Annotated in this window: 20 protein-coding genes and 2 pseudogenes; 10 read left to right on the top strand and 12 right to left on the bottom strand. The window is 41.7% G+C overall.

Annotated features, from left to right (window positions below; all coding sequences use genetic code 11):
• Positions 1 to 205 precede the first annotated feature (205 nt).
• The 4 genes from thrB to V7K89_RS15680 all read left to right on the top strand — a co-directional run bounded on the left by thrB (position 206) and on the right by V7K89_RS15680 (position 2,999).
• The gene (gene thrB / locus V7K89_RS15695; protein WP_335188590.1) at positions 206 to 1,120 is read left to right on the top strand and encodes a homoserine kinase; all 915 of its coding nucleotides are present in this window, start codon (positions 206 to 208) and stop codon (positions 1,118 to 1,120) included.
• A gap of 29 nt (positions 1,121 to 1,149) precedes the next feature.
• Entirely contained in the window at positions 1,150 to 1,659 is a 510-nt protein-coding gene (locus tag V7K89_RS15690; RefSeq protein ID WP_335188588.1) for a hypothetical protein, read from the top strand.
• Positions 1,660 to 1,999: 340 nt separating this feature from the next.
• Positions 2,000 to 2,536, top strand: coding sequence for a universal stress protein (locus V7K89_RS15685; RefSeq protein ID WP_335188592.1), 537 nt, complete (start codon positions 2,000 to 2,002; stop codon positions 2,534 to 2,536).
• Between the two features lie 97 nt (positions 2,537 to 2,633).
• A complete protein-coding gene (locus V7K89_RS15680; RefSeq protein ID WP_335188586.1) occupies positions 2,634 to 2,999 on the top strand; it encodes a DOPA 4,5-dioxygenase family protein in 366 nt (121 codons plus the stop codon).
• Between the two features lie 196 nt (positions 3,000 to 3,195).
• On the opposite strand, the gene V7K89_RS15675 is transcribed toward V7K89_RS15680, so the two are convergent.
• The 7 genes from V7K89_RS15675 to V7K89_RS15645 form a co-directional block, all read right to left on the bottom strand.
• Positions 3,196 to 3,501 (bottom strand): hypothetical protein, encoded by a 306-nt coding sequence (locus V7K89_RS15675; protein ID WP_335188584.1) that lies wholly within the window; start codon positions 3,499 to 3,501, stop codon positions 3,196 to 3,198.
• 242 nt (positions 3,502 to 3,743) lie between these two features.
• Positions 3,744 to 4,340, bottom strand: a complete 597-nt coding sequence (gene coaE, locus V7K89_RS15670; RefSeq protein ID WP_335188582.1) for a dephospho-CoA kinase — start codon at positions 4,338 to 4,340, stop codon at positions 3,744 to 3,746.
• A gap of 55 nt (positions 4,341 to 4,395) precedes the next feature.
• On the bottom strand, positions 4,396 to 5,988 hold the full coding sequence (gene cobA / locus V7K89_RS15665; RefSeq protein WP_335188581.1) for a uroporphyrinogen-III C-methyltransferase: 1,593 nt from the start codon (positions 5,986 to 5,988) through the stop codon (positions 4,396 to 4,398).
• A 134-nt stretch (positions 5,989 to 6,122) separates the two neighbouring features.
• The gene (locus V7K89_RS15660) at positions 6,123 to 7,349 is read right to left on the bottom strand and encodes a tetratricopeptide repeat protein (RefSeq protein ID WP_335188579.1); all 1,227 of its coding nucleotides are present in this window, start codon (positions 7,347 to 7,349) and stop codon (positions 6,123 to 6,125) included.
• Between the two features lie 276 nt (positions 7,350 to 7,625).
• Positions 7,626 to 9,779, bottom strand: coding sequence for a hybrid sensor histidine kinase/response regulator (locus V7K89_RS15655; RefSeq protein WP_335188577.1), 2,154 nt, complete (start codon positions 9,777 to 9,779; stop codon positions 7,626 to 7,628).
• Positions 9,780 to 10,176: 397 nt separating this feature from the next.
• Positions 10,177 to 10,650: a tetratricopeptide repeat protein gene (locus tag V7K89_RS15650; protein ID WP_335188575.1), complete on the bottom strand. Its 474-nt coding sequence runs from the start codon at positions 10,648 to 10,650 to the stop codon at positions 10,177 to 10,179.
• A 3-nt stretch (positions 10,651 to 10,653) separates the two neighbouring features.
• On the bottom strand, positions 10,654 to 11,619 hold the full coding sequence (locus tag V7K89_RS15645; RefSeq protein WP_335188573.1) for a homogentisate phytyltransferase: 966 nt from the start codon (positions 11,617 to 11,619) through the stop codon (positions 10,654 to 10,656).
• Between the two features lie 206 nt (positions 11,620 to 11,825).
• On the opposite strand from V7K89_RS15645, the gene V7K89_RS15640 reads away from it, so the two are divergent.
• The 3 genes from V7K89_RS15640 (at position 11,826) to V7K89_RS15630 (ending at position 15,430) form a co-directional block, all read left to right on the top strand.
• Complete coding sequence (locus V7K89_RS15640; RefSeq protein WP_335188571.1) at positions 11,826 to 12,197, top strand: glutaredoxin family protein; 372 nt, start codon at positions 11,826 to 11,828, stop codon at positions 12,195 to 12,197.
• Positions 12,198 to 12,250: 53 nt separating this feature from the next.
• The gene (locus tag V7K89_RS15635) at positions 12,251 to 13,750 is read left to right on the top strand and encodes a UDP-N-acetylmuramoyl-L-alanyl-D-glutamate--2,6-diaminopimelate ligase (protein WP_335188569.1); all 1,500 of its coding nucleotides are present in this window, start codon (positions 12,251 to 12,253) and stop codon (positions 13,748 to 13,750) included.
• Between the two features lie 195 nt (positions 13,751 to 13,945).
• Positions 13,946 to 15,430: a DICT sensory domain-containing protein gene (locus tag V7K89_RS15630; protein ID WP_335188567.1), complete on the top strand. Its 1,485-nt coding sequence runs from the start codon at positions 13,946 to 13,948 to the stop codon at positions 15,428 to 15,430.
• A gap of 61 nt (positions 15,431 to 15,491) precedes the next feature.
• Here V7K89_RS15630 and V7K89_RS15625 read toward each other — a convergent pair.
• A pseudogene (locus tag V7K89_RS15625) lies at positions 15,492 to 15,674 on the bottom strand (XisI protein); the annotation flags it as partial.
• A gap of 132 nt (positions 15,675 to 15,806) precedes the next feature.
• On the opposite strand from V7K89_RS15625, the gene V7K89_RS15620 reads away from it, so the two are divergent.
• Together V7K89_RS15620 and V7K89_RS15615 are read left to right on the top strand one after the other, a co-directional pair.
• On the top strand, positions 15,807 to 16,229 hold the full coding sequence (locus V7K89_RS15620) for a hypothetical protein (RefSeq protein ID WP_335188564.1): 423 nt from the start codon (positions 15,807 to 15,809) through the stop codon (positions 16,227 to 16,229).
• Positions 16,230 to 16,363: 134 nt separating this feature from the next.
• Positions 16,364 to 17,683, top strand: coding sequence for an MFS transporter (locus V7K89_RS15615; protein WP_335188562.1), 1,320 nt, complete (start codon positions 16,364 to 16,366; stop codon positions 17,681 to 17,683).
• 185 nt (positions 17,684 to 17,868) lie between these two features.
• Here V7K89_RS15615 and cutA read toward each other — a convergent pair whose 3' ends face one another.
• The 3 genes from cutA to mnmE form a co-directional block, all read right to left on the bottom strand.
• Entirely contained in the window at positions 17,869 to 18,177 is a 309-nt protein-coding gene (gene cutA, locus V7K89_RS15610; protein WP_335188560.1) for a divalent-cation tolerance protein CutA, read from the bottom strand.
• 459 nt (positions 18,178 to 18,636) lie between these two features.
• The gene (locus tag V7K89_RS15605) at positions 18,637 to 18,768 is read right to left on the bottom strand and encodes a hypothetical protein (RefSeq protein ID WP_335188558.1); all 132 of its coding nucleotides are present in this window, start codon (positions 18,766 to 18,768) and stop codon (positions 18,637 to 18,639) included.
• Positions 18,769 to 18,836: 68 nt separating this feature from the next.
• The gene (gene mnmE, locus V7K89_RS15600; protein ID WP_335188556.1) at positions 18,837 to 20,258 is read right to left on the bottom strand and encodes a tRNA uridine-5-carboxymethylaminomethyl(34) synthesis GTPase MnmE; all 1,422 of its coding nucleotides are present in this window, start codon (positions 20,256 to 20,258) and stop codon (positions 18,837 to 18,839) included.
• Positions 20,259 to 20,497: 239 nt separating this feature from the next.
• On the opposite strand from mnmE, the gene V7K89_RS15595 reads away from it, so the two are divergent.
• Positions 20,498 to 20,698: a hypothetical protein gene (locus tag V7K89_RS15595; RefSeq protein WP_335188554.1), complete on the top strand. Its 201-nt coding sequence runs from the start codon at positions 20,498 to 20,500 to the stop codon at positions 20,696 to 20,698.
• 38 nt (positions 20,699 to 20,736) lie between these two features.
• Here V7K89_RS15595 and V7K89_RS15590 read toward each other — a convergent pair.
• A pseudogene (locus V7K89_RS15590) lies at positions 20,737 to 21,404 on the bottom strand (Uma2 family endonuclease).
• Positions 21,405 to 21,469: the final 65 nt, after the last annotated feature.

Here is a 21,469-nt window from a genome sequence, read left to right as displayed (position 1 = left end):
GTAGATCATAACTGTAAGGGTTTGCCATACGAATGCAGAAATCAATCACTTCTCTATATATTCTACGTCCTAACTAAGATGGCGACTGCTATAGTATGGAAAATGCCTTCAAACCTTGACTAAAAGTATTCATGTTCATTAGATCGCTAATAAACAAATCAACCCTTTACATGGGATGCTAGTTGATGATTAGTGAGTTTTACCAATGTCTGTTGTTTCTACCATCACTGTTACCGTTCCTGCCACAACTGCGAATTTGGGGCCGGGTTTTGATTGCATTGGTGCAGCATTAAAGCTGTACAACGAGTTCAAGTTCACTCGCCTAGAAGAAAGTGGGCTAATTATTCATGTCACGGGTACGGAAGCTGAACGAGTTCAAACTGATGAGAACAATCTCCTTTACCAAGCGTTTGTCAAGTTCTATCAACATATAGAACAAACACCGCCGACTGTGAAAATAGAAATTAAGTTGGGTGTACCGTTGGCGCGGGGTTTGGGTAGTTCGGCGACAGCAATTGTTGGTGGATTAGTTGCGGCTAATCAACTAGAAGGTGCAACTCTGTCTCAGTCACGGGTGATGGAGTTAGCGATCGCAATGGAAGGACATCCTGATAATGTAGTTCCAGCCTTGTTGGGAGGATGTCGTCTCGCAGCTACCAGTGGCGCAGGTTGGGAAATTTGTGATGTTCCCTGGCATAAAGATGTTGTACCAGTTGTGGCTATTCCTGATTTTGAACTTTCTACATCAGAAGCGCGGAGCGTTCTGCCAAATGAAGTAAGTCGCGCCGATGCGATTTTCAATACAGCACATTTGGGCTTATTGTTACGCGGCTTGGAAACTAATAACGGACAATGGTTAAAGACGGCTTTGCAAGATAGATTGCATCAGCCCTATCGCAAAGCTTTGATTCCTGGTTATGATGCTCTCAACATCGCAGCTGTTAGTGCTGGTGCTTATGGTATGGTGATTAGTGGTGCGGGGCCGACACTGTTAGCTTTGACGGATAAGTTACACTCAAAGGAAGTGGAGGCGGCGATGTTAGCTGCTTGGCAAGAAGAAGGAATTACAGCCGAGGTGCGATCGCTTTCTCTAGATACCCAAGGTGCAAAAAGCTTTTAATATTTTACTCAGCACTTAAAACTCGATTTATGGAGCAAACTCAGGCTGAAATAGCAGCGCTTAACTCACAAATTCAGGCTCTTTTAGAAGAACGCGCTGCACTCACTATTAATAATGTTATCTCTGGCGAGAATGATTCACCCCAGGCGATGGTAGAAGCTTACCGCCGTCAAGCCAGAGAAAATGCCCAATTATCAGTTGAACTCCAAGGCATAGATGCAGCGATCGCCGCCTTGGAAGGCAAGATAAAACAAAAACAAGGTAAGTTAGTGCGTTGGCAAGGTGAATCAAAGCAACTTATTCAACAGCAACAGCTAGAAGAAGCGAAAGAAGTGGCTCAGGTTCATGCTCAACGCATTAATCAACTAGCAAGTGAACTGGCCGCAGAAGTCCGTTTTCTTAAGACTTGTGCCAATCAACTGAGTCCAATGTATTGGCAGATTTATTACAAGCCCTTTATTACTGGCTTGAAGACAATCTCCGTTCCTTATGTCCGTTCTGATGGAGAAGTATGGACAATTGTCAACCGAATTGTTTAATACTTTACCTTTTTCGTTGGTATGCAATATATATTTACAGCAATCTTAAGAAAGATGTGACTAATGCATAGCAACCTTGAGAGAGGGATTTAGGCTCAGGGTTCAAAGATATTTCTTCCAAAATGGCATGCTCCCTGATGCTCAAAGATAAATGCTGGCTTTCCTCACAAGTTCCTTAAATTGTTTTGCTATAAATATAAATATAGGGCGAAAACCTTTAAGATATTTAAAATTCAAAAGTTGCTAAACATAGTTGAGGGATTAGTCATTTTTGACAATCCAGCATCTGGAAACCCGAAACCGTAAAGACCAATTACCAATGAAATCGGAGGTCTATATGATGTTTAAAAAGATTTTAGTTGCATTAGATCGCTCGGAAATAGGGCAACAGGTTTTTAAGGAAGCATTGGATTTAGCAAAGTTAACACAAGCTAGCTTAATGTTACTTCACGTCCTGTCTTCCGAAGAAGAGGGTAGTCCTTATGTACCTATGCTGTCTAATATGGACTACTATCCAGAATTGACCAGTCAAAGCTTTGAGTTATACCAACAACAGTGGGATACCTTTAAAAATCTAGGAATCCAGATGTTGCAATCTTTCTGTGCCCAAGCAAACACAGCAGGTGTCATTACGGAATTTACACAAAATGTTGGTAATCCTGGTCGTATTATTTGTGATTTAGCCCATAGTTGTGGCGCTGACCTAATTGTTATGGGGCGTCGGGGTCATTCTCGGTTGATGGAACTATTTCTCGGTAGTGTGAGTAACTATGTTCTTCACCATGCTCCTTGTTCAGTGCATATTGTGCATCTTTCAATTACTCCTAAAATAGATAAAGTTGTCAAAGAAACTACAAGCGCCTTTAGCATTGACTAACTACTAAGCTATTCCACATCTAACTTGCATAATTAGGGTGGGTAATACTTTGGCCTGACGCTATGCAAAATTAAAGTTGAGAACGAAAAGTGGATCTATGAAAGAAGATACTAGCGAGATCGTTGGTTTTCATGCTCATGTTTACTTCGATCCTGCAAGTCGGGATGTAGCTGCACGTGTACGCGAAGGATTAGGCGCTAGGTTTGACGTGCAACTTGGACGCTGGTTTGACAAGCCCATCGGGCCCCATCCAAAAGCGATGTATCAAGTTGCTTTCTTACCGAATCAGTTTGATAAAGTCGTTCCTTGGTTAATGCTCAATCGTGAGGGATTGGATATTCTCGTCCATCCTGAGACCGGGAATGCTGTGGCAGACCACGCAGTTCATTCCCTATGGTTAGGAGAAAAGCTAGATTTGAATATTGAGTTTCTTCAACAACTTAGTCCGACTTTATCCAATTAAGGAAAGTAAACGACGTTGTTGGGTAAAAGTTTTGGTTTGAGGCGTGAAACTTTTACTATTCTCTAGTAAGAGTAGGAGAATCGTGTAGGTAATTGGTCTTTCAAGACGCGATAAATCGCGTCTCTACATCAGGATTTTGTTGCTCATTCTGAACTGTGTTGAACTCTAGAATTGAACAACTGGTTGACTTTAATATTTAGTCATTCTGTATTTGCTTGAGTAAAGCTATCCACATATCAGATGGAGCGGAGTAGTAATCAATTTCTTCAACTTGATATTGATAAGATTCACAACCTTCTTGTAAAATAATGCGATCGCAGGCTTTAACGCTTTTTCCTACTCCAGTCATGTACCCGATTGTTTGTTCATTGAGGCGCTCAAATATGTAGTCGCCTCCACAAACTTGTTGTCTGTAATCATGGATTTTATTCTTTTGTTTGAATTCTGTTACTGGAGAGGTAACTAGAGCTAATTTATTTAAAAAACTAAAACTTAAGTTCATACCTGTTCTGATTGAAGAGAAGGCACTTAAAAACAATAAAAAAATAGGACTTATAATTCATTTAAAAGCCGATTTTTTTAAATTTACAGTACTATTAACCGCAGATTCAACTGTAAAATCACCTAACTATTGAACGAGATTGGGTGAGATATGAGTTTTTTGCTTAACTATCTAGTATTAATTAATAAGCTTTTTATATCTTAAAAATGTCATATATGTATATATTTTAATCTCAATAGAATTTAATCACTACTTGTAGTTCCTAGAGCTACATCTATCTGTTTCAATAGTACTTCTAGAGTAGAAGAGTTATCTAAAACGACATCTGCATGAGCCGCTTTTTTTTCGATAGATAATTGGCTGTTAATCCTGGCACATGCCTGTTCTCTATTTAAGTGGTTTCGTTGTATCAATCTTTGTAGTTGCTGCTCTTGGGAACAACGCACTACCCAGATTTCTGTTACCAAATTAGTCATCCCAGCTTCAAATAATAGAGGCACTACTAACACCAGTGTTTGTGAGGAAGACTGAGCAATTGCTTTGAGAAAGCGATCGCGCACATCAGGATGAATCAAATTATCTATCCAGTTGCGTTCATCTTGACGATTAAAGATAACTTCACCTAGCTTTTGACGGTTGAGGCTGCCATCTGGTAGTAAAATTTGTTCTCCATAACGTTGAGCGATCGCACCCAAAACAGGCGAACCTAAAGATACTGCCTCTCTAGCATAAATATCTGCATCCAAAATCGGCAGGTTATAAGTGCTAGCTAAATAATTGCTAACAGTGGTTTTGCCTGTGGCAATACCTCCGGTTAAGCCGATTATACGTTTTGTCATTTGTCATTTGTCATTAGTTATTCTCCTCTGCTTCCCTGCTCCCCTGCTCCCTCATCTAAGAATTTATCGCCCATGCGATCAGTGCTTGGGTTAAACCATCTAAAGTATATTCTTGGGCTTCTATATCCACACGTCCGAATAAATCATGGCAAGTTTTGGAGGTTTGGGGGCCGATAGAGGCAATACAAACTCCATCTAAGAATTGGCTAGCATCATTGTTAGAAAATATATTATTAGTAAGTTGACAGAAAAATTGTACAGTTTTAGAACTGGCAAAGGTGATCGCATCTACCTTGTGGTTTTGGAGAGCTAACTTTGCCGCAGGCGGAATACTACTAGGACAACAAGATTGATATGCCGCAACTTCTATCACTTTTGCTCCCTTGAGAGTTAATTCCTTAACTAAAACTTCTCTGCCGCCGCTTTCAACTCTAGGAAATAAAACCTTTTTACCATCTAATTTATCTGGGAAATTTTCCACTAAAGAATCGGCAACAAAGTTGGGGGGAATAAAATCTGCTTGCAGAGAGCGTTGTTTGAGACTTTGGGCTGTTTTCTCACCAACGACAGCAATTTTAATGCCAGCTAAGGCACGGCTATCTTTACCTTGGGTAGTTAGCCTTTCAAAAAAGTAGTCTATGCCATTGGTAGAAGTGAGAATTAACCAGTCGAAGTCAGATAAATGAGCGATCGCATGATCCAAAGCTTCCCAACTGGAGGGTGGGCCGATTTCTAAGGTAGGCATTTCGATGACTGTTGCACCTGATGCAATAAGGCGATCGCTAAATTGACTCGATTGGCCAACTGAACGTGTCACCAAGATTATTTTACCAGTAAGGGGAAGAGGAGATAGGGGGAAATTGCTTGACATAGCAGGGGGGCTAAAAGTATTGGCTGTAGTCGAAACCTGACAATCTATTTTCTCAGGTTGTAAGTACTTGCGTAGCCCAACAACTTCCCCAATCACAATTACCGCCGGGGAAAGGGATAATCCGGTGGTTTGTTCCAGAATATTGTCCAGTTGCGCTGTCCAAATTTGTTGATCGGGAGTTCCTGCCCAACGGACGATCGCAATGGGTGTTAAGTGCGATCGCCCGTGTTTTACCAGTTGATCTACAATCTCTGGTAGATGTTGCCCTGCCATCAAAATTACCAGTGTCTCTAAGCGTGACAGCGCCTCCCAGTCTAAAACCTCTGGTTCATGAGCTGTAAGCACTGCAAAAGTGCGGCTTAACACCGGATCTGTTAGGGGAATTCCTGCTAATAAAGGCGCTGCAAGGGCTGAGGAAATTCCTGGTACTAGTTCAAAATCACAACCGGATGCTTTCAACGCTTCAATTTCAGAAGTGCAACGCCCAAAAATCAACGGATCACCTGATTTGAGGCGTATAACTTGTTTTCCTTGCAGACAGTGCTCTACCAGTAACTTGTTAATCTGTGCTTGGCTTGTACTGGGTTTGCCACCGCGTTTACCGACATCTAACTTTAGGCAATCATCTGGTACGCACTGCAATAATTGAGCATCTACTAAAGCATCGTAGACTAACACTTGAGCAGTAGCTAAGAGATTGTAAGCTTTTACTGTCAGGTATGCCGCATCTCCAGGCCCAGCACCTACGAGGTAGACTTTACCCCTTTGTTTTGTCATTTGTCATTTGTCATTTGTCATTTGTGATTGGGCATTGAGAAGAGACAAGGTAGACAGGGAAGAGGAGATCAGGGAGAGACTTGTAATAATTCACCCTTGTCCCCCTTGTCTCCCCTGCTCCCCATGCCCCATATTCAATTTGTCTGAGTATTAATTTTTTGGATTAGCTGATCGACTTGCTCAACCATCTCCTTGTTTTTCTGAGCTTGGAATAATTCTCTGGCTTTTTTGAGATTTACAACTGCTTCTTTTGGCTGTTGTTGTCTTCCCAAAGTGATTCCCAAATTATAGTAAGTGAATGCATCGTTGGGGACGAGGCTAATGGCTTTTTTATAATGTGCGATCGCTTCTTGAGGTTTACCTTGATCGTCCATTGCATTTCCCAAACCTGTGTAAGCTTGTGCGTGTTTGGGATCGAGACGAATCGCTTCGTTATAGCCAGCGATTGCTTCTGTTAGCTTGCCTTGAGCGTAAAAAGCACTTGCTAAATTATAGTGAGCGTCTGCATAGTTGGGAGCAAAGCTGATGGCTTTTTTGTAATGTGCGATCGCTTCTTCTAGTTTGCCTTGAGCGTATAGAGTATTTCCCAAGGCATTATAACCTGCTGGATTTTTCGGAGCGAGGCGAATGGCTTCGGTATAGTTGGCGACTGCTTCTGCTGGCTTTCCTTGAGCGTACAAGACGTTTCCTAAGTAATAGTGAGCATCTGCATAGTTAGGATCGAAGCTAATGGATTTTTTATACTGAGTAACTGCCTCTGCTAGCTCACCTTGATCGTACAAAGCATTTCCTAAACGGGTATAAGTCGGCGCATAGTCTGGTTTGAGGCGAATAGCTGCTGTATATTCGGTAACTGCTTGTGTGAGCTTGCCTTGAGCGTAGAGAGCATTTCCTAAGTTATAGTGAGCTTCAGCATACTTGGGTTCAAGGCTGATGGCTTTTTTGTATTGTGCGATCGCAGATTCTAACTGATTTAGTCTTGCTAAAGTTAAACCCAGATTAAAGTATGCTCCAGAGTCTTGAGGAGCGAGGCGAATGGCTTTATTGTATTGGGCGATCGCTTCTTGTGGTTTACCTTGATCATCGAGAGTATTTCCCAAGGCAATATAAGCTTGTGCAAAATTGGGTTCTAGTTCAATTGCCTTCCGAAAAGCCGCCTCTGCTCCTTTTAAATCTCCCTGTTTATAAAGATTGCTTCCTTGCTCGAAGTTAGCAACTGCGTTTTTGTTTTGAATAACTGCGGACTGAGTATTTTGAATTTTTGCTAAAATAACGCCAACATCTTTACCAAAGGCAGTATTCCCATTACTCAAACACAAGCAGATAATAGCTGCTACCAGTAGATTCTTGTTTTTCAGCATTTTTATTACCTTACTTGCTTGGTTTACATATAATATCAAGTTCGGCTAATTGCGATCGTTAAAATACCCCATTTCAGCCCTTTCTTACTCTTAGAGGAGCAAAAGCGCTGCTTTGGCGGGGTTATAGCAAGAATTATAAGTGATTAAGCTAACTTGATACAAGTGTACTCTTATATAATTGCCTATTTGTACACAAAAGCCCTCACCCAAGCTTGGGAGAGGGATTTATATAATAAATCTAATAGATGGTACTTTATTAAAAGTAAAAAGTCTTTTTTAGGTAATTGCTGACACTTTTGTTTCCATAAGTTTAATAATCGCTGCAATTAATTTTTCTGGGTTGAGAGGTTTGGATAAATGCATCTGAAACCCAGCTTTTAGGGCTTTTTCGTGGTCATAGTTTCTTGCAAAGGCAGTCAAGGCAATTGCTGGAATTTGTCCACCTTGTTCTGGTGTCTGAGTTCTCACTTCATGTATTAACATATAACCATCCATATCAGGCATACTAATATCGCTGACTAACACATCTGGCTTGACCTCTGCTAAGGTTTGTAATGCTTCATCAGCAGAAGATACCGCCATCACAAAAGCCCCATTTTGCTCTAATACAAAAGCAACAAAATCTCGTGAATCAGTATCATCATCAACGACTAAAACCCGGATACCATTCAGAGGTAAGGAGTTAATAGCTAAGAATGCAGCGTAATTTTGTTTATCCGTCAGCCTTGGACTTTCATCTGCCAGAAGCGGTAAGCTAACAGTAAATATTGCTCCTTTACCCTCACCGTGGCTATCTGCTTTGACGATGCCGCCATGCATTTCGATGATATTACGCACAATTGCCAATCCCAGTCCTAATCCACCAAAATTTCTCGTAGAGGTGCTATCTGCTTGGCGAAAGTAATCAAACACGAATGGCAAAAAGTCAGCGCTAATTCCCTTACCCGTATCGCTAACGATGATTTGAGCATAGCCATCAGTTTCCTGGAGTCGCACTTCTACCTTTCCTCCCCTGGGTGTAAATTTGATTGCGTTAGAAAGGAGATTCCAGATGACTTGCTGCAAACGAGTCGAGTCACCCATAATTTGCCTTACACCCGGTTCAAATACTGTATTCACCTCAATCAACTTTGTTTCTGCCGCTAATTGCATTGTCTCTAGTGCCGACAATGCCGTAGACTTTAGATCAATCTTCGTGATATTCAGCGTCAGTTTGCCCTGTAAAATTCTGGAGATGTCCAGCAAGTCTTCAATAAGTTGAACTTGTAAGGTAGCATTTCGCTCAATTGTGGCTAGTGCTTCAGATGTCTTTATTTCGTCTAACCTGCGGGTTTGCAACAACTTTGACCAGCCGAGAATTGCATTCAGTGGAGTGCGTAATTCGTGCGAGAGAACGGCTAAAAATTCATCTTTAATTCGATTGGCTGTTTCTGCTTTTGCTCGTGCTACTTGTTCTAATTTCAGCAGGTGCGCTCGTTCTTCAAGTATTTGTTTTTGTTCGTGGATATCTGTACAGGTTCCAAACCACTTGACTACAAAACCTTGCTCATCTTTGAGTGGTAAACCTCGCGATAGCTGCCAACGATAGGAGCCATCAGCAGCTCGTTTAAAGCGATATTCATTGTTATATATAGTACTATTTTTTACAGCATCAGACCACGCTTTCTCAGCTCTTTGAACATCATCTGGATGCAATGCAGTCAACCAACCAGAACCCAAAGATTGCTCTAATGTTAGCCCTGTATATTCGCACCAATTTTGATTAAAAAAATCACATTCCCCGTTAGGCTTCGTTGTCCAGACAAGTTGAGGAATTGCCTCAGCTAAGTAACGGTAGCGTTCTTCGCTTTGTCGGAGAATTTCTAAGATGCGTTGGCGTTCAAGGATTTCTTCTTGTAATTGCTCGTTAGTTTTAGTAATTTCATTGGTGCGAACAGCAACCATTTCTTCGAGATGATTCTGGTATTTTCGCAGTTCCTCCTCTATCCATAAGCGTTCGGATATTTGTGTTTGAAGTTTTTGATTTGCTTGTTCTAATTGAGTAGGGCTAGGAAGTGCCAGTGCTTGTGGAACTAGAGGTATAAGCTCTACTGCTGTAATTACAGATATTGTTGCAGTTACTGCTTTGAGAAATCCCGACATCCAGTAGGTTGGATGCCAAAGTGTCCAAATCTCCATTAAATGAGTGGTGCCGCAAGCTACGATAAATCCACTAAATAGCAAAAAAATCCAATCAAAGGGCAAATCTTGCCGCTTGCAAACAAAGTAGAAGAGTGTAGCTGGAATCGAATAATAAGCTAGTGCAATGAATGCGTCAGATAATATGTGTAACCAAACTAAATTCGTTTGCCATAAATAGCAGTGTCCATGTGGAATAAATGATTCAGATGTCAAAAAGTTAGTCCACAATTCTGATATTATATTTGACATAAATATTTTATTGTTTAATCTATAAAATTTATTATTAAATCTCTGTCTTTACTTAAAACTATTCTAGTAATTCAATAAATTACAAGATGTCTTTACAAAACAAAAAGACTGTTGGGATAATCGCTATTTTGCAAAAATAAATCATTTAAAACTCCCAATATTTTCTCTTTTCCAGTCTAAATCAATTAGTTAATTGTGGCTATGGAGCTTGTTGTGTATCCGATTGCAATTATAATAACTATGAAGAGAGTGGTCAAACTTGCAGAAATTGCGGACATAATTATGGTATGCACTAGTAAGTTACCAAAAAAAAACCATTCTTACCATAATGATGTGAATGGCAAAAAAAATTAGGAGACACAACAGGAAAATTTAATCTCTGCAATTCTTATTAAAGTTAAGATTCCCTTGACTTAGCACTCATTTTATCTAACAGTTGAGTGATTTTTTTAGCTTTTTCAGGTTGGCGCTGTTTTTGTAATAAATCTTTAGCTTGTAGTAGGTTAGTTTTAGCTTCTTCTTCTCGCTTTTGTTGCATGAGAATATTCGCCAAACGCAAGTAAGCATCAGGGTTTTTCGGACTGCGGCGAATTACTTCCTGAAATAATTCTGTTGCTTCCTCTACTTGTCCTTGCTGGTTTAAAACATCTCCCAAAAACAAGCGCACTACATCATTTGTAGAGTTGATGGAAATCACTTTGCGAAAAGCTGCTTCTGCACCTTGGTAATCTTTTGCTTGGGCAAGATTGATGCCTTTTTGAAACAAGTCTGAGGTGATCAAAGTTTTCCAAGCGAAATAGCCAAGGATTGACAAACTCAGAACAACTACAACAGTAGCGATAATCGAACTAGTAGGAAAGATTTCTAGCATTGTCTAAGCCAAAAGGCAAGCGATAGGAAAAATTAGATATTCGATAAAAAAGAGTTTCCAGATAAATTGGTAGAATTGAGCGATCGCACTTTTATCTTGTAAATCTACCGTTAAACTCCGCAACCACAGCCAAGTCAACAGGCCCAAATGAGTAACTACCAGGAATATAGCGTTAACTGAGGCCAGGTGTAGCACCCCAACCAGAATTATTCCTAGATAACAGGTTGTTATTACCCAAACAGACAGATTGAACACAGCTTGGGGCCCAAGTTTGATGGTGAAAGTAGTAATATTGTATAGGCGATCGCCTTCCATATCGGGGATATCTTTAAAGATAGCGATCGCAAAGGTAAACACCAAAATAAATAATGTCAATACCCACACCACAGGCGGAATTGTTTGGCTTTGTTGCAACGCCCAACTATAATGCAGATATAGCCCTAAGTTAACAATCGTACCGCGCACTGAAAAAATACACAGCGCCGCCCAAACGGGAAACTGTTTTAAGCGAATTGGTGGTAAAGAATAAGCGGTACCAATAGCTAAGCTAATTGCTACCATACCCAATAAAAACGGGCCAGTTAGCCACGCCACAACCAGCGCCAAAATCCCAGTCAAAGCAACAATTAATTGCCCAGTTTGCTGAGAAAACTCACCAGATGCTAGGGGTAAATGAGGCTTATTAATCTTGTCAATTTCCACATCTTCTAATTGATTCAACCCCACAATGTAGACATTGCCACACAGACAACCAATCCATGCTCCGAAGACAGGGAGTAGGGAATACGTAGACATATGATTAATCGCGTTTCTACTTATGGCAATGGCAATTAAATATAAACCCAAAACACTCAGACTTGTACCAATAATTGTGTGAGGGCGAGAGAATTTCCAGAAAGCGTACAACCACTGGAAATATGATTGAACAGGTTTGCCTGGTAAAGGGCTGTTTTGAGAACTTTGGCTCATGAGTAGCTTAGATACAGTATTCTGGCTAGTTGTTAATCATTGTCACAGAATTTGGTCATTAGACTTCTTTCATGACTCAATGAGCTTTCTACCCTAAATTCCTCTCCCCAGCTTGGGAGAGGGACTTGGAAATTGTCTCCTCCTCTGCGGTAGCCTGCAAAAGCGTCTACGCTATTCTAAATTTATAACTTCTTGCAACAACCAAAATGCGATTAATCTTATACAGTAAACCCGGCTGTCATTTATGTGAAGGCTTGCAAGAAAAGCTAGAACAAATCCAAAATCTCAGTTTCGAGTTGGAAATTAGGGATATTACGACTCGTGAAGATTGGTTTGCTGCGTATGAGTATGAAGTGCCAGTGCTTTATTTATCGAACCACACAGAGAAGTTTGAGCAGCGGCTTTTGCCGTTCGTCGAAGACGTTGGCGAAGCCATTAAAACTTCTCCTAAGGGAGACGCTGCGCGAACGGTGGGCGCAGAGGATGAGGAGGGAAGTGAGAAACCATTGCCGCGTCCTTCTCCTCGTGCTAGTGTGCAGCAGTTGGAGCAAATGTTGCGTAAATATTTAGCCAATTAGAAAAAAATAATGCAGAATAAGCGCAAGATCGAGAATGTGACGAGGTTCACAAAATGAAGTTGCGGGAATTACTAACAGCGGTAGACAGTGTTGAGCAATTGCCTAGTTATCCAATGGAGGATGTGGAAATTAGGGGTTTAAAGACGAATTCCCATGCTTGTCGTGTGGGAGATTTGTTTATTGGGATGCCAGGAACGCGGGTTGATGGTGGGGAATTTTGGCAAAGTGCGATCGCATCGGGGGCGGTAGCTGCGATCGTTTCTCCCGAAGCTGCACAAAAAAATCCTCCCACAAATCAGGCTGTGGTGATTAGTGCTAGTAACATTACTCAAGCTTGTGCCCAGATAGCCAGTGCTTTTTACGGTTATCCAGGGCGAAAACTCAAGTTGGTAGGCGTAACTGGTACAAATGGCAAAACTACAACTACTCATCTAATTGAATTTCTGCTAAGACAAGCTAATTTAGCTACAGCTTTGATGGGAACTCTCTACACTCGTTGGACAGGTTTTGAGCAAACTGCTGCCCACACTACCCCTTTTGCAGTGGAACTGCAACAGCAGCTAGCAGAGGCGGTAAAGGCTGGGAGTGAATTTGGGGTGATGGAAGTCAGTTCTCACGCTTTGGCCCAAGGTAGAGTATTGGGTTGTGAATTTGAGGTGGCGGTATTTAGTAATCTTACTCAAGACCATCTCGACTATCACAGCGATATGGAAGATTACTTTGCTGCCAAAGCGTTATTGTTTAGTCCTAATTATCTCAAGGGACGGGCAATAATTAATGCTGATGATTCTTACGGGAAGCGGTTAATTGCCTCGTTGGATTCCGAACGGGTTTGGAGTTACAGCGTCAACGACAACAGCGCTGATTTATGGATGAGCGATTTAAGTTACCAGCCAAATGGTGTTAGTGGGACATTACATACACCAAAAGGTGATGTGGCTTTTCGATCGCCCTTAGTCGGACAATATAATTTAGAAAATCTTTTAGCAGCCGTAGGAGCAGTTTTGCACTTAGGGCTTGATTTGCAGTTAGTGGCAAATGTAATACCTGAATTCCCCGGAGTTCCCGGACGGATGGAACGGGTACAGATTAGTACTGAGCAAGATATTAGCGTGATTGTGGATTATGCCCACACGCCCGATAGCTTGGAAAATTTATTGAAAGCTGCGCGTCCGTTTATACCTGGTAAAGTGATTTGTGTATTTGGTTGTGGAGGCGATCGCGATCGCACTAAGCGCCCAAAAATGGGTAAAATCGCTGCCCAGTTAGCTGATGTGGCAGTGGTGACATCAGATAATCCCCGAACAGAAGATCCAGAAAGGATTTTGCAAGATATTTTGGCGGGAATAGCTGACACAGTGCAGCCAACAGTAATTTGCGATCGGGCGATTGCAATTTGTACCGCTATTTTACAAGCACAACCCGGAGATGGAGTATTGCTTGCTGGTAAAGGTCACGAAGACTACCAAATTCTCGGCACCGAAAAAATCCATTTTGACGACCGAGAACACGCACGCGACGCTTTACACGAAAGACTGAAAATAGAACGTTAATTTGGGCATTGGACATTGGGCATTGGGCATGAGTTATTCTCCTTGTCCCTTTGTCCCCTTGTCCTCCACTCCTTTGTAAATAGAGTTTTTTATAGTTAATGTTTCTTTCCGTGGTAATTTTGTAAAAATGCACATATATAAGGTGAAAATCGAAGACAGAATTATTTCTTGCTTCATCCAAGTTGTGCTTGACTCATGAATGTTTCTTTGGCCAAGGATCTGTCTGTTTATCAACTGGTTATGGGAGTGCAAGCGCCTCCTAAACCATTGTCCCTCAGTCCTGCTACTCTGCTATCACTGGTGAGAGCGCAAATTGACTTACTCATTGAGCAGCAAATTGCAGCCACTCTCTGGGTGAAGCTACCACCAGATAAAATTTGGCAATCAGAATTAACGCGTTATCAATCCTCAGTAGGTGCGTCTAGTCTCATTTATACTTGCCAGATTGAGGAGAGGGGAAGAACCGGAGCAGGGGGAGCGGTGGAAGCAGGGGAAGCAGAAGAAGCAGGGGAAGCAGGGGAAGAAAACTTTACTTTGTCTCCCTCATCTCCACATTATGTCCCTGTTTACCTACCACCGGATAGCCAAATGCGACGGGAAAACTTTCTGATGGTGTTATCACCCCAGTTTTGCAGTTTAATTTTGGCTCATCGACCACTTAAAAAACGCAAAAATCAGACATTAGGGAAGGTAAATACTAATAAAAACCAGCCGTTGCTGATTATAACTACTGTTGAGGGGAGAGTAATTCAGCAAGTATTAAATAGTATCCAACAAGTGATTGCACCAGAATCATCCTCAATTTTACCTGCTAGTTTTATTTGTCCAACTGTGCCCCAACCCGCACTGATGAATCAACTGTTGGCAAAACAACTCCTCCGACAAGATGAAATTAATCGTCAAATCATCACAATACGCACTAATAAGTTGGAGCAGCAAAATCAAGAACTGCACAATAAAGAGCTACTCAAAGATGAATACCTGAAAAATGTCTGTCAGGAACTGCGTATACCCTTGACACACATGAAGACAGCACTTTCGTTATTAAATTCCCCCAATCTTAAACCCCCACAGCGACAACGTTATTTACAGATGTTAAATACCCAGTGCGATCAGCAAAACTCTTTGATTTCTGGTTTCTTGGAACTGGTGCAACTAGAACAGAATTTGGAGGGGACGACTTTGGAGTTAGTGCGTCTCTCAGATATAGTACCTGGAGTAGTTAGTACCTACCAACCTTTAGCTCAAGAAAAAGGAATTATGCTAGCCTACACCGTACCGACTGAACTCCCATCTATTTGGTGTGTGAGTGGTAAGCTCAGACAAATTGTGATTAATCTGCTGCACAACAGTCTTAAGTTTACCCCTAATGGAGGTCAAGTATGGGTACGTGCCCGTAATCAAGGCGATTATGTCCAATTAGAATTCCGCGACACAGGTATCGGTATTGCCGAAAACGAAATTCCCAAAATCTTCGATCGGTTTTATCGTGTGCGTACAGCAGTAACCGAAGATTATGGTGGTGCTGGGTTGGGGTTAACAATTGTACAGCAATTGCTGCTGCGCTGTGGTGGATCTATTTCTGTAAAAAGTAAATTATCTGAAGGTTCTAGCTTTACAGTGCAACTGCCAACTGTTGGTAATATCCCAAGAGCGATCGCTACAGAAAATGAGTTATAAGTTATAAGTGATGAGTTAAAAATTCATAACTCATCACTTATAACTCCTACAGTTATTTAGCCTAACCTGCTGCAAACTCAGTAAACTTCCGCTTGTAGGGAGCATGAAAACCCAAAATAATATCTTGTTTTGGCACTCCAGCAGTTACTAACTCATTTGCTACTCCGGTCTCTGTTCCATCGCGCTGAATCCAAATTTTGCTGTCCTTAATATCAATATGGATGATGCAACCATAAACTCGCCTCATATCAAGTCCGGCGAATTAGTTATGATTCCCGAATCTATACAGAAACCCAAAAAATCCTTCCCCTCTGCCCCTCTGCTACCTTAATGATAAGTCTTTAACCGGACATGATATCAGTTCTTCCTATCCCAAATGAACAGCATTCGGTCAATTGGATCTGCCTATGGTTTTTGGGTTCATGTAGACTACGCTCAAGGAAATATATCTGCGACCCGGGTGTACATGGCGACTGATTGTGGTACTGATGCAATTCAATACGCTTGGATTATTGAAGCCAACCACAGTGGGCAGGTAACAAAAAATGAGCGATTGAATATGCCAGTAATACAAGCCGTGCTAGGGACAGTAAATAGTCAGCTAGTAAATGCTGTTTGTACTAGTTTTTCTACAGACCCACAGTTGGCAGCATTAACCAGAAGGGCGCAAACAAACGCAGATGCAATTACTAAAGCGATGCAGTCTGTTGCAAATATGTATAAGTATATTTACTTATATATTCCGGCGACGGTATTCATGGGGCTAGCAATTGCGTTAGCGTTAGCATTTCGAGCTTGACTTAAATTACTTAGGTAGTTAGCAATGTTTTAGGGACTTCCAAGGAATAATGACTCAAAAAAATCAAGATTCCAAATTGAAATAATAATTATTATTCTATTTATGACTGATTTGATTTTTTGGAAGTCCCTGTTATGTTACATCTCACTCGCTATCAATGGACGGTCTTGTTTGCTGCCTGGTTAGGTTGGGGCTTCGATGCCTTTGACGGGTTGCTTTTTAACCTAGTTGCACCCAACTGTGTGCCAACTTTGTTAGGTTTAACCATTGGTTCTCCCGAAGCCAAAGGACCAACTCTTTACTGGACGGGATTGTTAACTTCGATTCTATTGTTGGGATGGGCGGTCGGCGGCGTTTCATTTGGGGTGCTGGGCGATCGCATTGGACGCACCAAAACGCTGCTACTCACCATTTTGCTCTACTCTTTAGGAACGTTCGCCTGCGCTTTTGCCCCAAATATCTGGGTATTTACAGCCTGTCGAATCATTGCCAGTTTGGGCATTGGCGGAGAATGGGCAGCAGGGGCAGCGATGGTGGCAGAGGTGGTACCAGAACGAGTACGCGTCGAAGCGGGAGCATTGCTTTACACTGCAGCACCAGTGGGACTGTTTTTCGCCGCCTTTGTCAATAACCAAGTTACGCTTACTCTACCCGGTAATCCAGAGGTGTCTTGGCGCTATGTGTTTTTTACAAGCCTGATTCCAGCGGCGATCGCGATTAGCATGCGATTCTTGATTAAAGAACCGGAGCGCTGGCAGCGCATTGAAAAGCAGTCTGCTGCTCATATCAGCGAACTGTTTACGCCACAATATCGTCGAACCACGCTGGGCGGGCTGGCGATCGCCGTGGTCGCTCTGCTGACTTGGTGGACTTGCAACGCCTTCATTCCCGTGATTGCCACAGGGCTGGCTCAAGTGGCTGCCAAAGCGCAAAATGTCGTGCCTGGGAAAGCTATGCAATTGCTCATTGAACAGTGGAAAACGGCAACCACCTATAGCTTTACAGTAGGGGGATTGTTCGGGACGCTGTTGACCGTTCCAGTCGCGAAGTTTCTGGGACGCAAATGGATGTTTGTCATCTACTTTTTGCTGTCTGCGATCGCCATGCTTTTCACCTTCGGATCGAATCGACCTGCTAACATGCCATTGTGGACGGGGCTGTATTTCGCGATTGGACTTGCGGTGTTTGGGGTGCTGAGCAGCTTTACTTACTACCTACCCGAACTGTTTCCAACACGGCTGCGGGCAACGGGTGCAGGATTCTGCTACAACATCGGGCGTGTGATTACGGCAGTGGGCCCGTTTCTAGTTGGTTATATTGCTTCTCAGAAAACGAATGCCTTGCAAACCACGGTTGAACTGTTGTTTCTGATTGGATTCATCCCGCTAGTAGGTGTCATTCTGAGTCTGACTCCTTGGGTAACGGAAACCAGAGAACAGAGATTAGCGGATTGATGTTAACTCCTGGTTCGCGCATTAACCACCATTTTCTCTGTTCTTATACCTTGTATATCTCTATTTGTACTGTCTTCTTAGGTAATACCAATTTGAAAAAAGAATGTGACAGATACATACTCCCAAACCTTTGTTATGTCTGGCTTTCTTAATGCATGAATTTTGAATTGGTATAATTTCTATTGTTAGCGCGGTGAAACTTCTGCATTCAACCAATTGACAAAACCTTGATTAACTGCTGTCGGAGAAATTTCGGCGATAAAATTAGTATAAGTAATATGCTCTTGAATAAGTTTTTCTATTTCTAAAGCATAACCATCTTGAGTTTTGATAATTAAAATAACTTCTGGTTCTTCAGTAATTTCTCCTTGCCAACTATAAGCACAAGTAATTGGGAACCAATTGACACAAACTGCTAACTTATATTCCAGTAATGCCTGACTAATTTTACGTGCTTCATCTGTATTGTTTAAAGTTACATAGTAGAGTTTCATAAAAGTTTCTGACTTACAATTAGAATGAAAAAACACGCCTAATCCCTTTAGCTTGGCACTGTTGCTTGCAAATGGGATAAATGAGTATCCAGAGCTTCCATAGATGTCCACTTCTCTACAAAAGTAAACTTATTTTATCTTGTTATGTCACTATATTGACTCCGTTCTATCGATTGGGGCAGCAGTCATGACTATTGCTTTGAAGTTTGAGGCTTACCTACTAATCTTGTTAGTAGGGCTACTTTCGGATGCTATTAAGTCGTGTGTGATACCAAAAAGCAAATAGGTTGAACTGGTAATTTTACTTATATTAGCTCTCAAAATCAATGCGTTTACAAAATTAATCTTATTGATAAAAGACATAATGTTATTTGGATGAGTCTTTTGGCAACACCTGTGTAAACTCTCCACTTTGTTTATTGTGAACTACTATAAATTCACTATTTGGCATTCGTAGCTCTACGGAATTATTTCAGTTGGTAACTCCATTAGTAACCCACCATTTAATATTCCTGCACCGGGAAAGGCTATAACCGTAATTATGCCTGGTTTAAGACAACCAAGAACTTGAACTGGAATTGTATCAAGCATTATATTATAACAATTAAAAATCAAACACAAATATTAGAACTTTTTATTTTTTTTAATACTTTTATAGTTTATTTACCAATACAAAACCTGCTAAAAATTCTCTCTAAAACTGATTCTGTTACTTCCTCTCCGGTAATTTCTCCCAAAGCTTGAATCGCCCCCCTCAAGTCAATTGTCCAAAAATCAAGAGGTAACTGCTGGGTAATTGTTGCTTGTACTTGTTCCAAAGATATTTTAGCTTGAGTTAAGGCTGCTGCCTGCCTTTGGTTAATAGCTAAATCTATATCAGCCGCTTGCACTTTTCTAGATTGAACTATCTCTAAAATTGCTGTTTCTAGAGTATCAATACCTTGATTTTGGGCTGCGGCTGTGACAATTGTAGATTTTGGGTCGCACATTTGGTGCGCTTCCAGCGCAACTGGGATTTTGGATTGAAGGTTTTCCCTATCACTTTCTTTTACTAAATCGATTTTGTTAATAACTATAATCAACGGACGGTGTTGTACCTTTTGGTAAATTTCTTCATCACCTGCTGTCCAGCCTGTGGAAGCATCGATGGTAAGCAAGACTAAATCAGCTGCATTGGCGGCACGACGCGATCGCTCGACGCCAATTTTTTCCACTTGGTCTGTTGTTTCCCGAATCCCGGCTGTATCTAGCACTTGTACGGGAATTCCACCGACAACTAACTGAGATTCCACCACATCGCGGGTTGTGCCAGGTAAATCAGTCACAATGGCGCGATCGCTCCGGCTCCAAGCGTTCAATAAACTCGACTTACCCACATTCGGACGCCCGACAATTGCTACTTTTAAACCAGTGCGTAGCAACTCACCTTTGTCTTTGGTTTCCAATAACCTAGCTATTTCTGCGGCAATTTTATCGATTGCTGATATAATTGCTTTATCATCCAAGGGGGGTAAATCTTCCTCAAAATCAATCCGAGCTTCGATTTCTGCCAAAATATCCAAACAGTTAGCGCGTAACTGCCGAATCGGATCAGCTAATTTTCCTTGTAAACCAGCTAAAGCACTTTGAGCAGCTTGGGGCGATTTAGCTCCGACTAAATCAGCAATACCTTCGGCTTGAGTTAAATCCAATCGTCCATTCAAAAAGGCGCGGAGGGTAAATTCTCCAGGTTGCGCTAGTCTGGCCCCATTTTCCAAACACAGTTGTAATACCTGCTGCACTGCCATAATTCCCCCGTGGCAATGGAATTCTACCACATCTTCACGAGTGTAAGAACGGGGTGCTTTCATCATCAACAACAAAGCTTCATCCACTATTTGTTGCATCTGGGGATGGCGAATGTAACCGTAGAGAATCCGGTGACTTTCCCAAACTTGTCGCCCTGGTGCATGAAAGAGACTTTGGGCGATTGCCATTGCTTGAGAACCAGACACCCGCACAATCCCAACACTACCCTGTTGGGGGACAACAGCAGTGGCGATCGCGGCTATAGTTCCAGTAGTAGCAAAGAGTTCTGACATGAGCGCCCTTTATTAAGAGTGAGGAGTAAAAATCATAGCTTATAACTCATAAGTTTCTAAATGGTAAGTATTTAGACTAATGAGATACTACCTGGCAAGGTAAAATTTACTTGTAGGTCATGCCTGATAGTAAAGAGTTAAGAGCAAAGCCGGAGACGCTCCGTCTTTGGTGAAGAGTTAGAGATGAAAATCATCACTCACAACTTATAACTCATAACTTTTAGAGAGAGGAATTTACTGTGGAGCAAAAAATTAACTGCGCTGTAGCCTGTGTTAACGGGTGTGTTTTAGGGAATAAATGTCCCAATATCGAGTTTAGAGAGTCAGCCGCAAAATTTATTGAAGATACTCCCTTAGAGAAAATGCTGGAGTTGGCACAAGAACGTCTGCAAAAAAAAATGATGGAACCGCCAAAATGGGTTTTTCCTGAAGATCCATAGCATTTGAGCCAATAGGCACAAGCAAGACAGCGTGGAAGTTAAATCGTATCTGGATCTATATTTAATTCTCGCAGTTTTGCAGCCAAGCGATCGCTACGTTGTTTCTGGTGTTGTGCCACTTCTTCCGGTGTGGGAATCAATTCTCCTTCACGAGTGTAAAAGCGTAATTTTTCTTGAACAACCCCTAAATATAAACCTAGCTGTTGACTCCATAACCAGCCTTGGGATTTTGTTCTAGCGGTTGATATTCACCATCCAGTAAATGGAACCCTGAAAATTCTAACGTTTCTGGGTCAAACCAAAAGTAATCTGGTGTGCGAAATATATCTTGGTAAATTTGTTTTTTTAAGCCTTTATCAGTGTCGCCTGTGCTATCCGAGATAATTTCTATAATTACGTTGGGATATTTACCATCTTCTTCCCAGACAACCCAACTTTTACGGGGTTTGCGTTCAGTCCCTAGTACGACAAAAAAATCTGGCCCCCGGAAATTTTCTGATTTGCGCTGGCGTGGACTGTAGTAGATGGTGAGATTACCCGATGCATAAAAATCTTTGCGATTTTGCCACAGCCATTCCAAACATTGGATAAGCAGTGTCATTTGCAACCGATGCAAGTCAGTTTCCAAAGGCGGTTCGTCACTATATAAATCCCCCGGGGGAAATATAACATTTTCTGGGGATTCTAAATCTTGGGCGACAGACATGGCAACAAGTGTCTCATTGCTATAAGTTTAGCCTATTGTTTTGCAAGGGGAGTGGCGAGCGCTGT

The sequence above is a fragment of the Nostoc sp. genome, assembly GCF_036917515.1.
Lineage (GTDB): Bacteria > Cyanobacteriota > Cyanobacteriia > Cyanobacteriales > Nostocaceae > Nostoc.
This window is presented reverse-complemented; position numbering and strand designations above follow the sequence as displayed.

Bases quoted from the DNA above. Each gene is read 5' to 3' on its own strand.
- thrB (WP_335188590.1), top strand. From the start codon at position 206: ATGTCTGTTGTTTCTACCATCACTGTTACCGTTCCTGCCACAACTGCG.
- V7K89_RS15690 (WP_335188588.1), top strand. From the start codon at position 1,150: ATGGAGCAAACTCAGGCTGAAATAGCAGCGCTTAACTCACAAATTCAG.
- V7K89_RS15685 (WP_335188592.1), top strand. From the start codon at position 2,000: ATGTTTAAAAAGATTTTAGTTGCATTAGATCGCTCGGAAATAGGGCAA.
- V7K89_RS15680 (WP_335188586.1), top strand. From the start codon at position 2,634: ATGAAAGAAGATACTAGCGAGATCGTTGGTTTTCATGCTCATGTTTAC.
- V7K89_RS15675 (WP_335188584.1), bottom strand. From the start codon at position 3,501: ATGAACTTAAGTTTTAGTTTTTTAAATAAATTAGCTCTAGTTACCTCT.
- coaE (WP_335188582.1), bottom strand. From the start codon at position 4,340: ATGACAAAACGTATAATCGGCTTAACCGGAGGTATTGCCACAGGCAAA.
- cobA (WP_335188581.1), bottom strand. From the start codon at position 5,988: ATGACAAAACAAAGGGGTAAAGTCTACCTCGTAGGTGCTGGGCCTGGA.
- V7K89_RS15660 (WP_335188579.1), bottom strand. From the start codon at position 7,349: ATGCTGAAAAACAAGAATCTACTGGTAGCAGCTATTATCTGCTTGTGT.
- V7K89_RS15655 (WP_335188577.1), bottom strand. From the start codon at position 9,779: ATGTCAAATATAATATCAGAATTGTGGACTAACTTTTTGACATCTGAA.
- V7K89_RS15650 (WP_335188575.1), bottom strand. From the start codon at position 10,650: ATGCTAGAAATCTTTCCTACTAGTTCGATTATCGCTACTGTTGTAGTT.
- V7K89_RS15645 (WP_335188573.1), bottom strand. From the start codon at position 11,619: ATGAGCCAAAGTTCTCAAAACAGCCCTTTACCAGGCAAACCTGTTCAA.
- V7K89_RS15640 (WP_335188571.1), top strand. From the start codon at position 11,826: ATGCGATTAATCTTATACAGTAAACCCGGCTGTCATTTATGTGAAGGC.
- V7K89_RS15635 (WP_335188569.1), top strand. From the start codon at position 12,251: ATGAAGTTGCGGGAATTACTAACAGCGGTAGACAGTGTTGAGCAATTG.
- V7K89_RS15630 (WP_335188567.1), top strand. From the start codon at position 13,946: ATGAATGTTTCTTTGGCCAAGGATCTGTCTGTTTATCAACTGGTTATG.
- V7K89_RS15620 (WP_335188564.1), top strand. From the start codon at position 15,807: ATGAACAGCATTCGGTCAATTGGATCTGCCTATGGTTTTTGGGTTCAT.
- V7K89_RS15615 (WP_335188562.1), top strand. From the start codon at position 16,364: ATGTTACATCTCACTCGCTATCAATGGACGGTCTTGTTTGCTGCCTGG.
- cutA (WP_335188560.1), bottom strand. From the start codon at position 18,177: ATGAAACTCTACTATGTAACTTTAAACAATACAGATGAAGCACGTAAA.
- V7K89_RS15605 (WP_335188558.1), bottom strand. From the start codon at position 18,768: ATGCTTGATACAATTCCAGTTCAAGTTCTTGGTTGTCTTAAACCAGGC.
- mnmE (WP_335188556.1), bottom strand. From the start codon at position 20,258: ATGTCAGAACTCTTTGCTACTACTGGAACTATAGCCGCGATCGCCACT.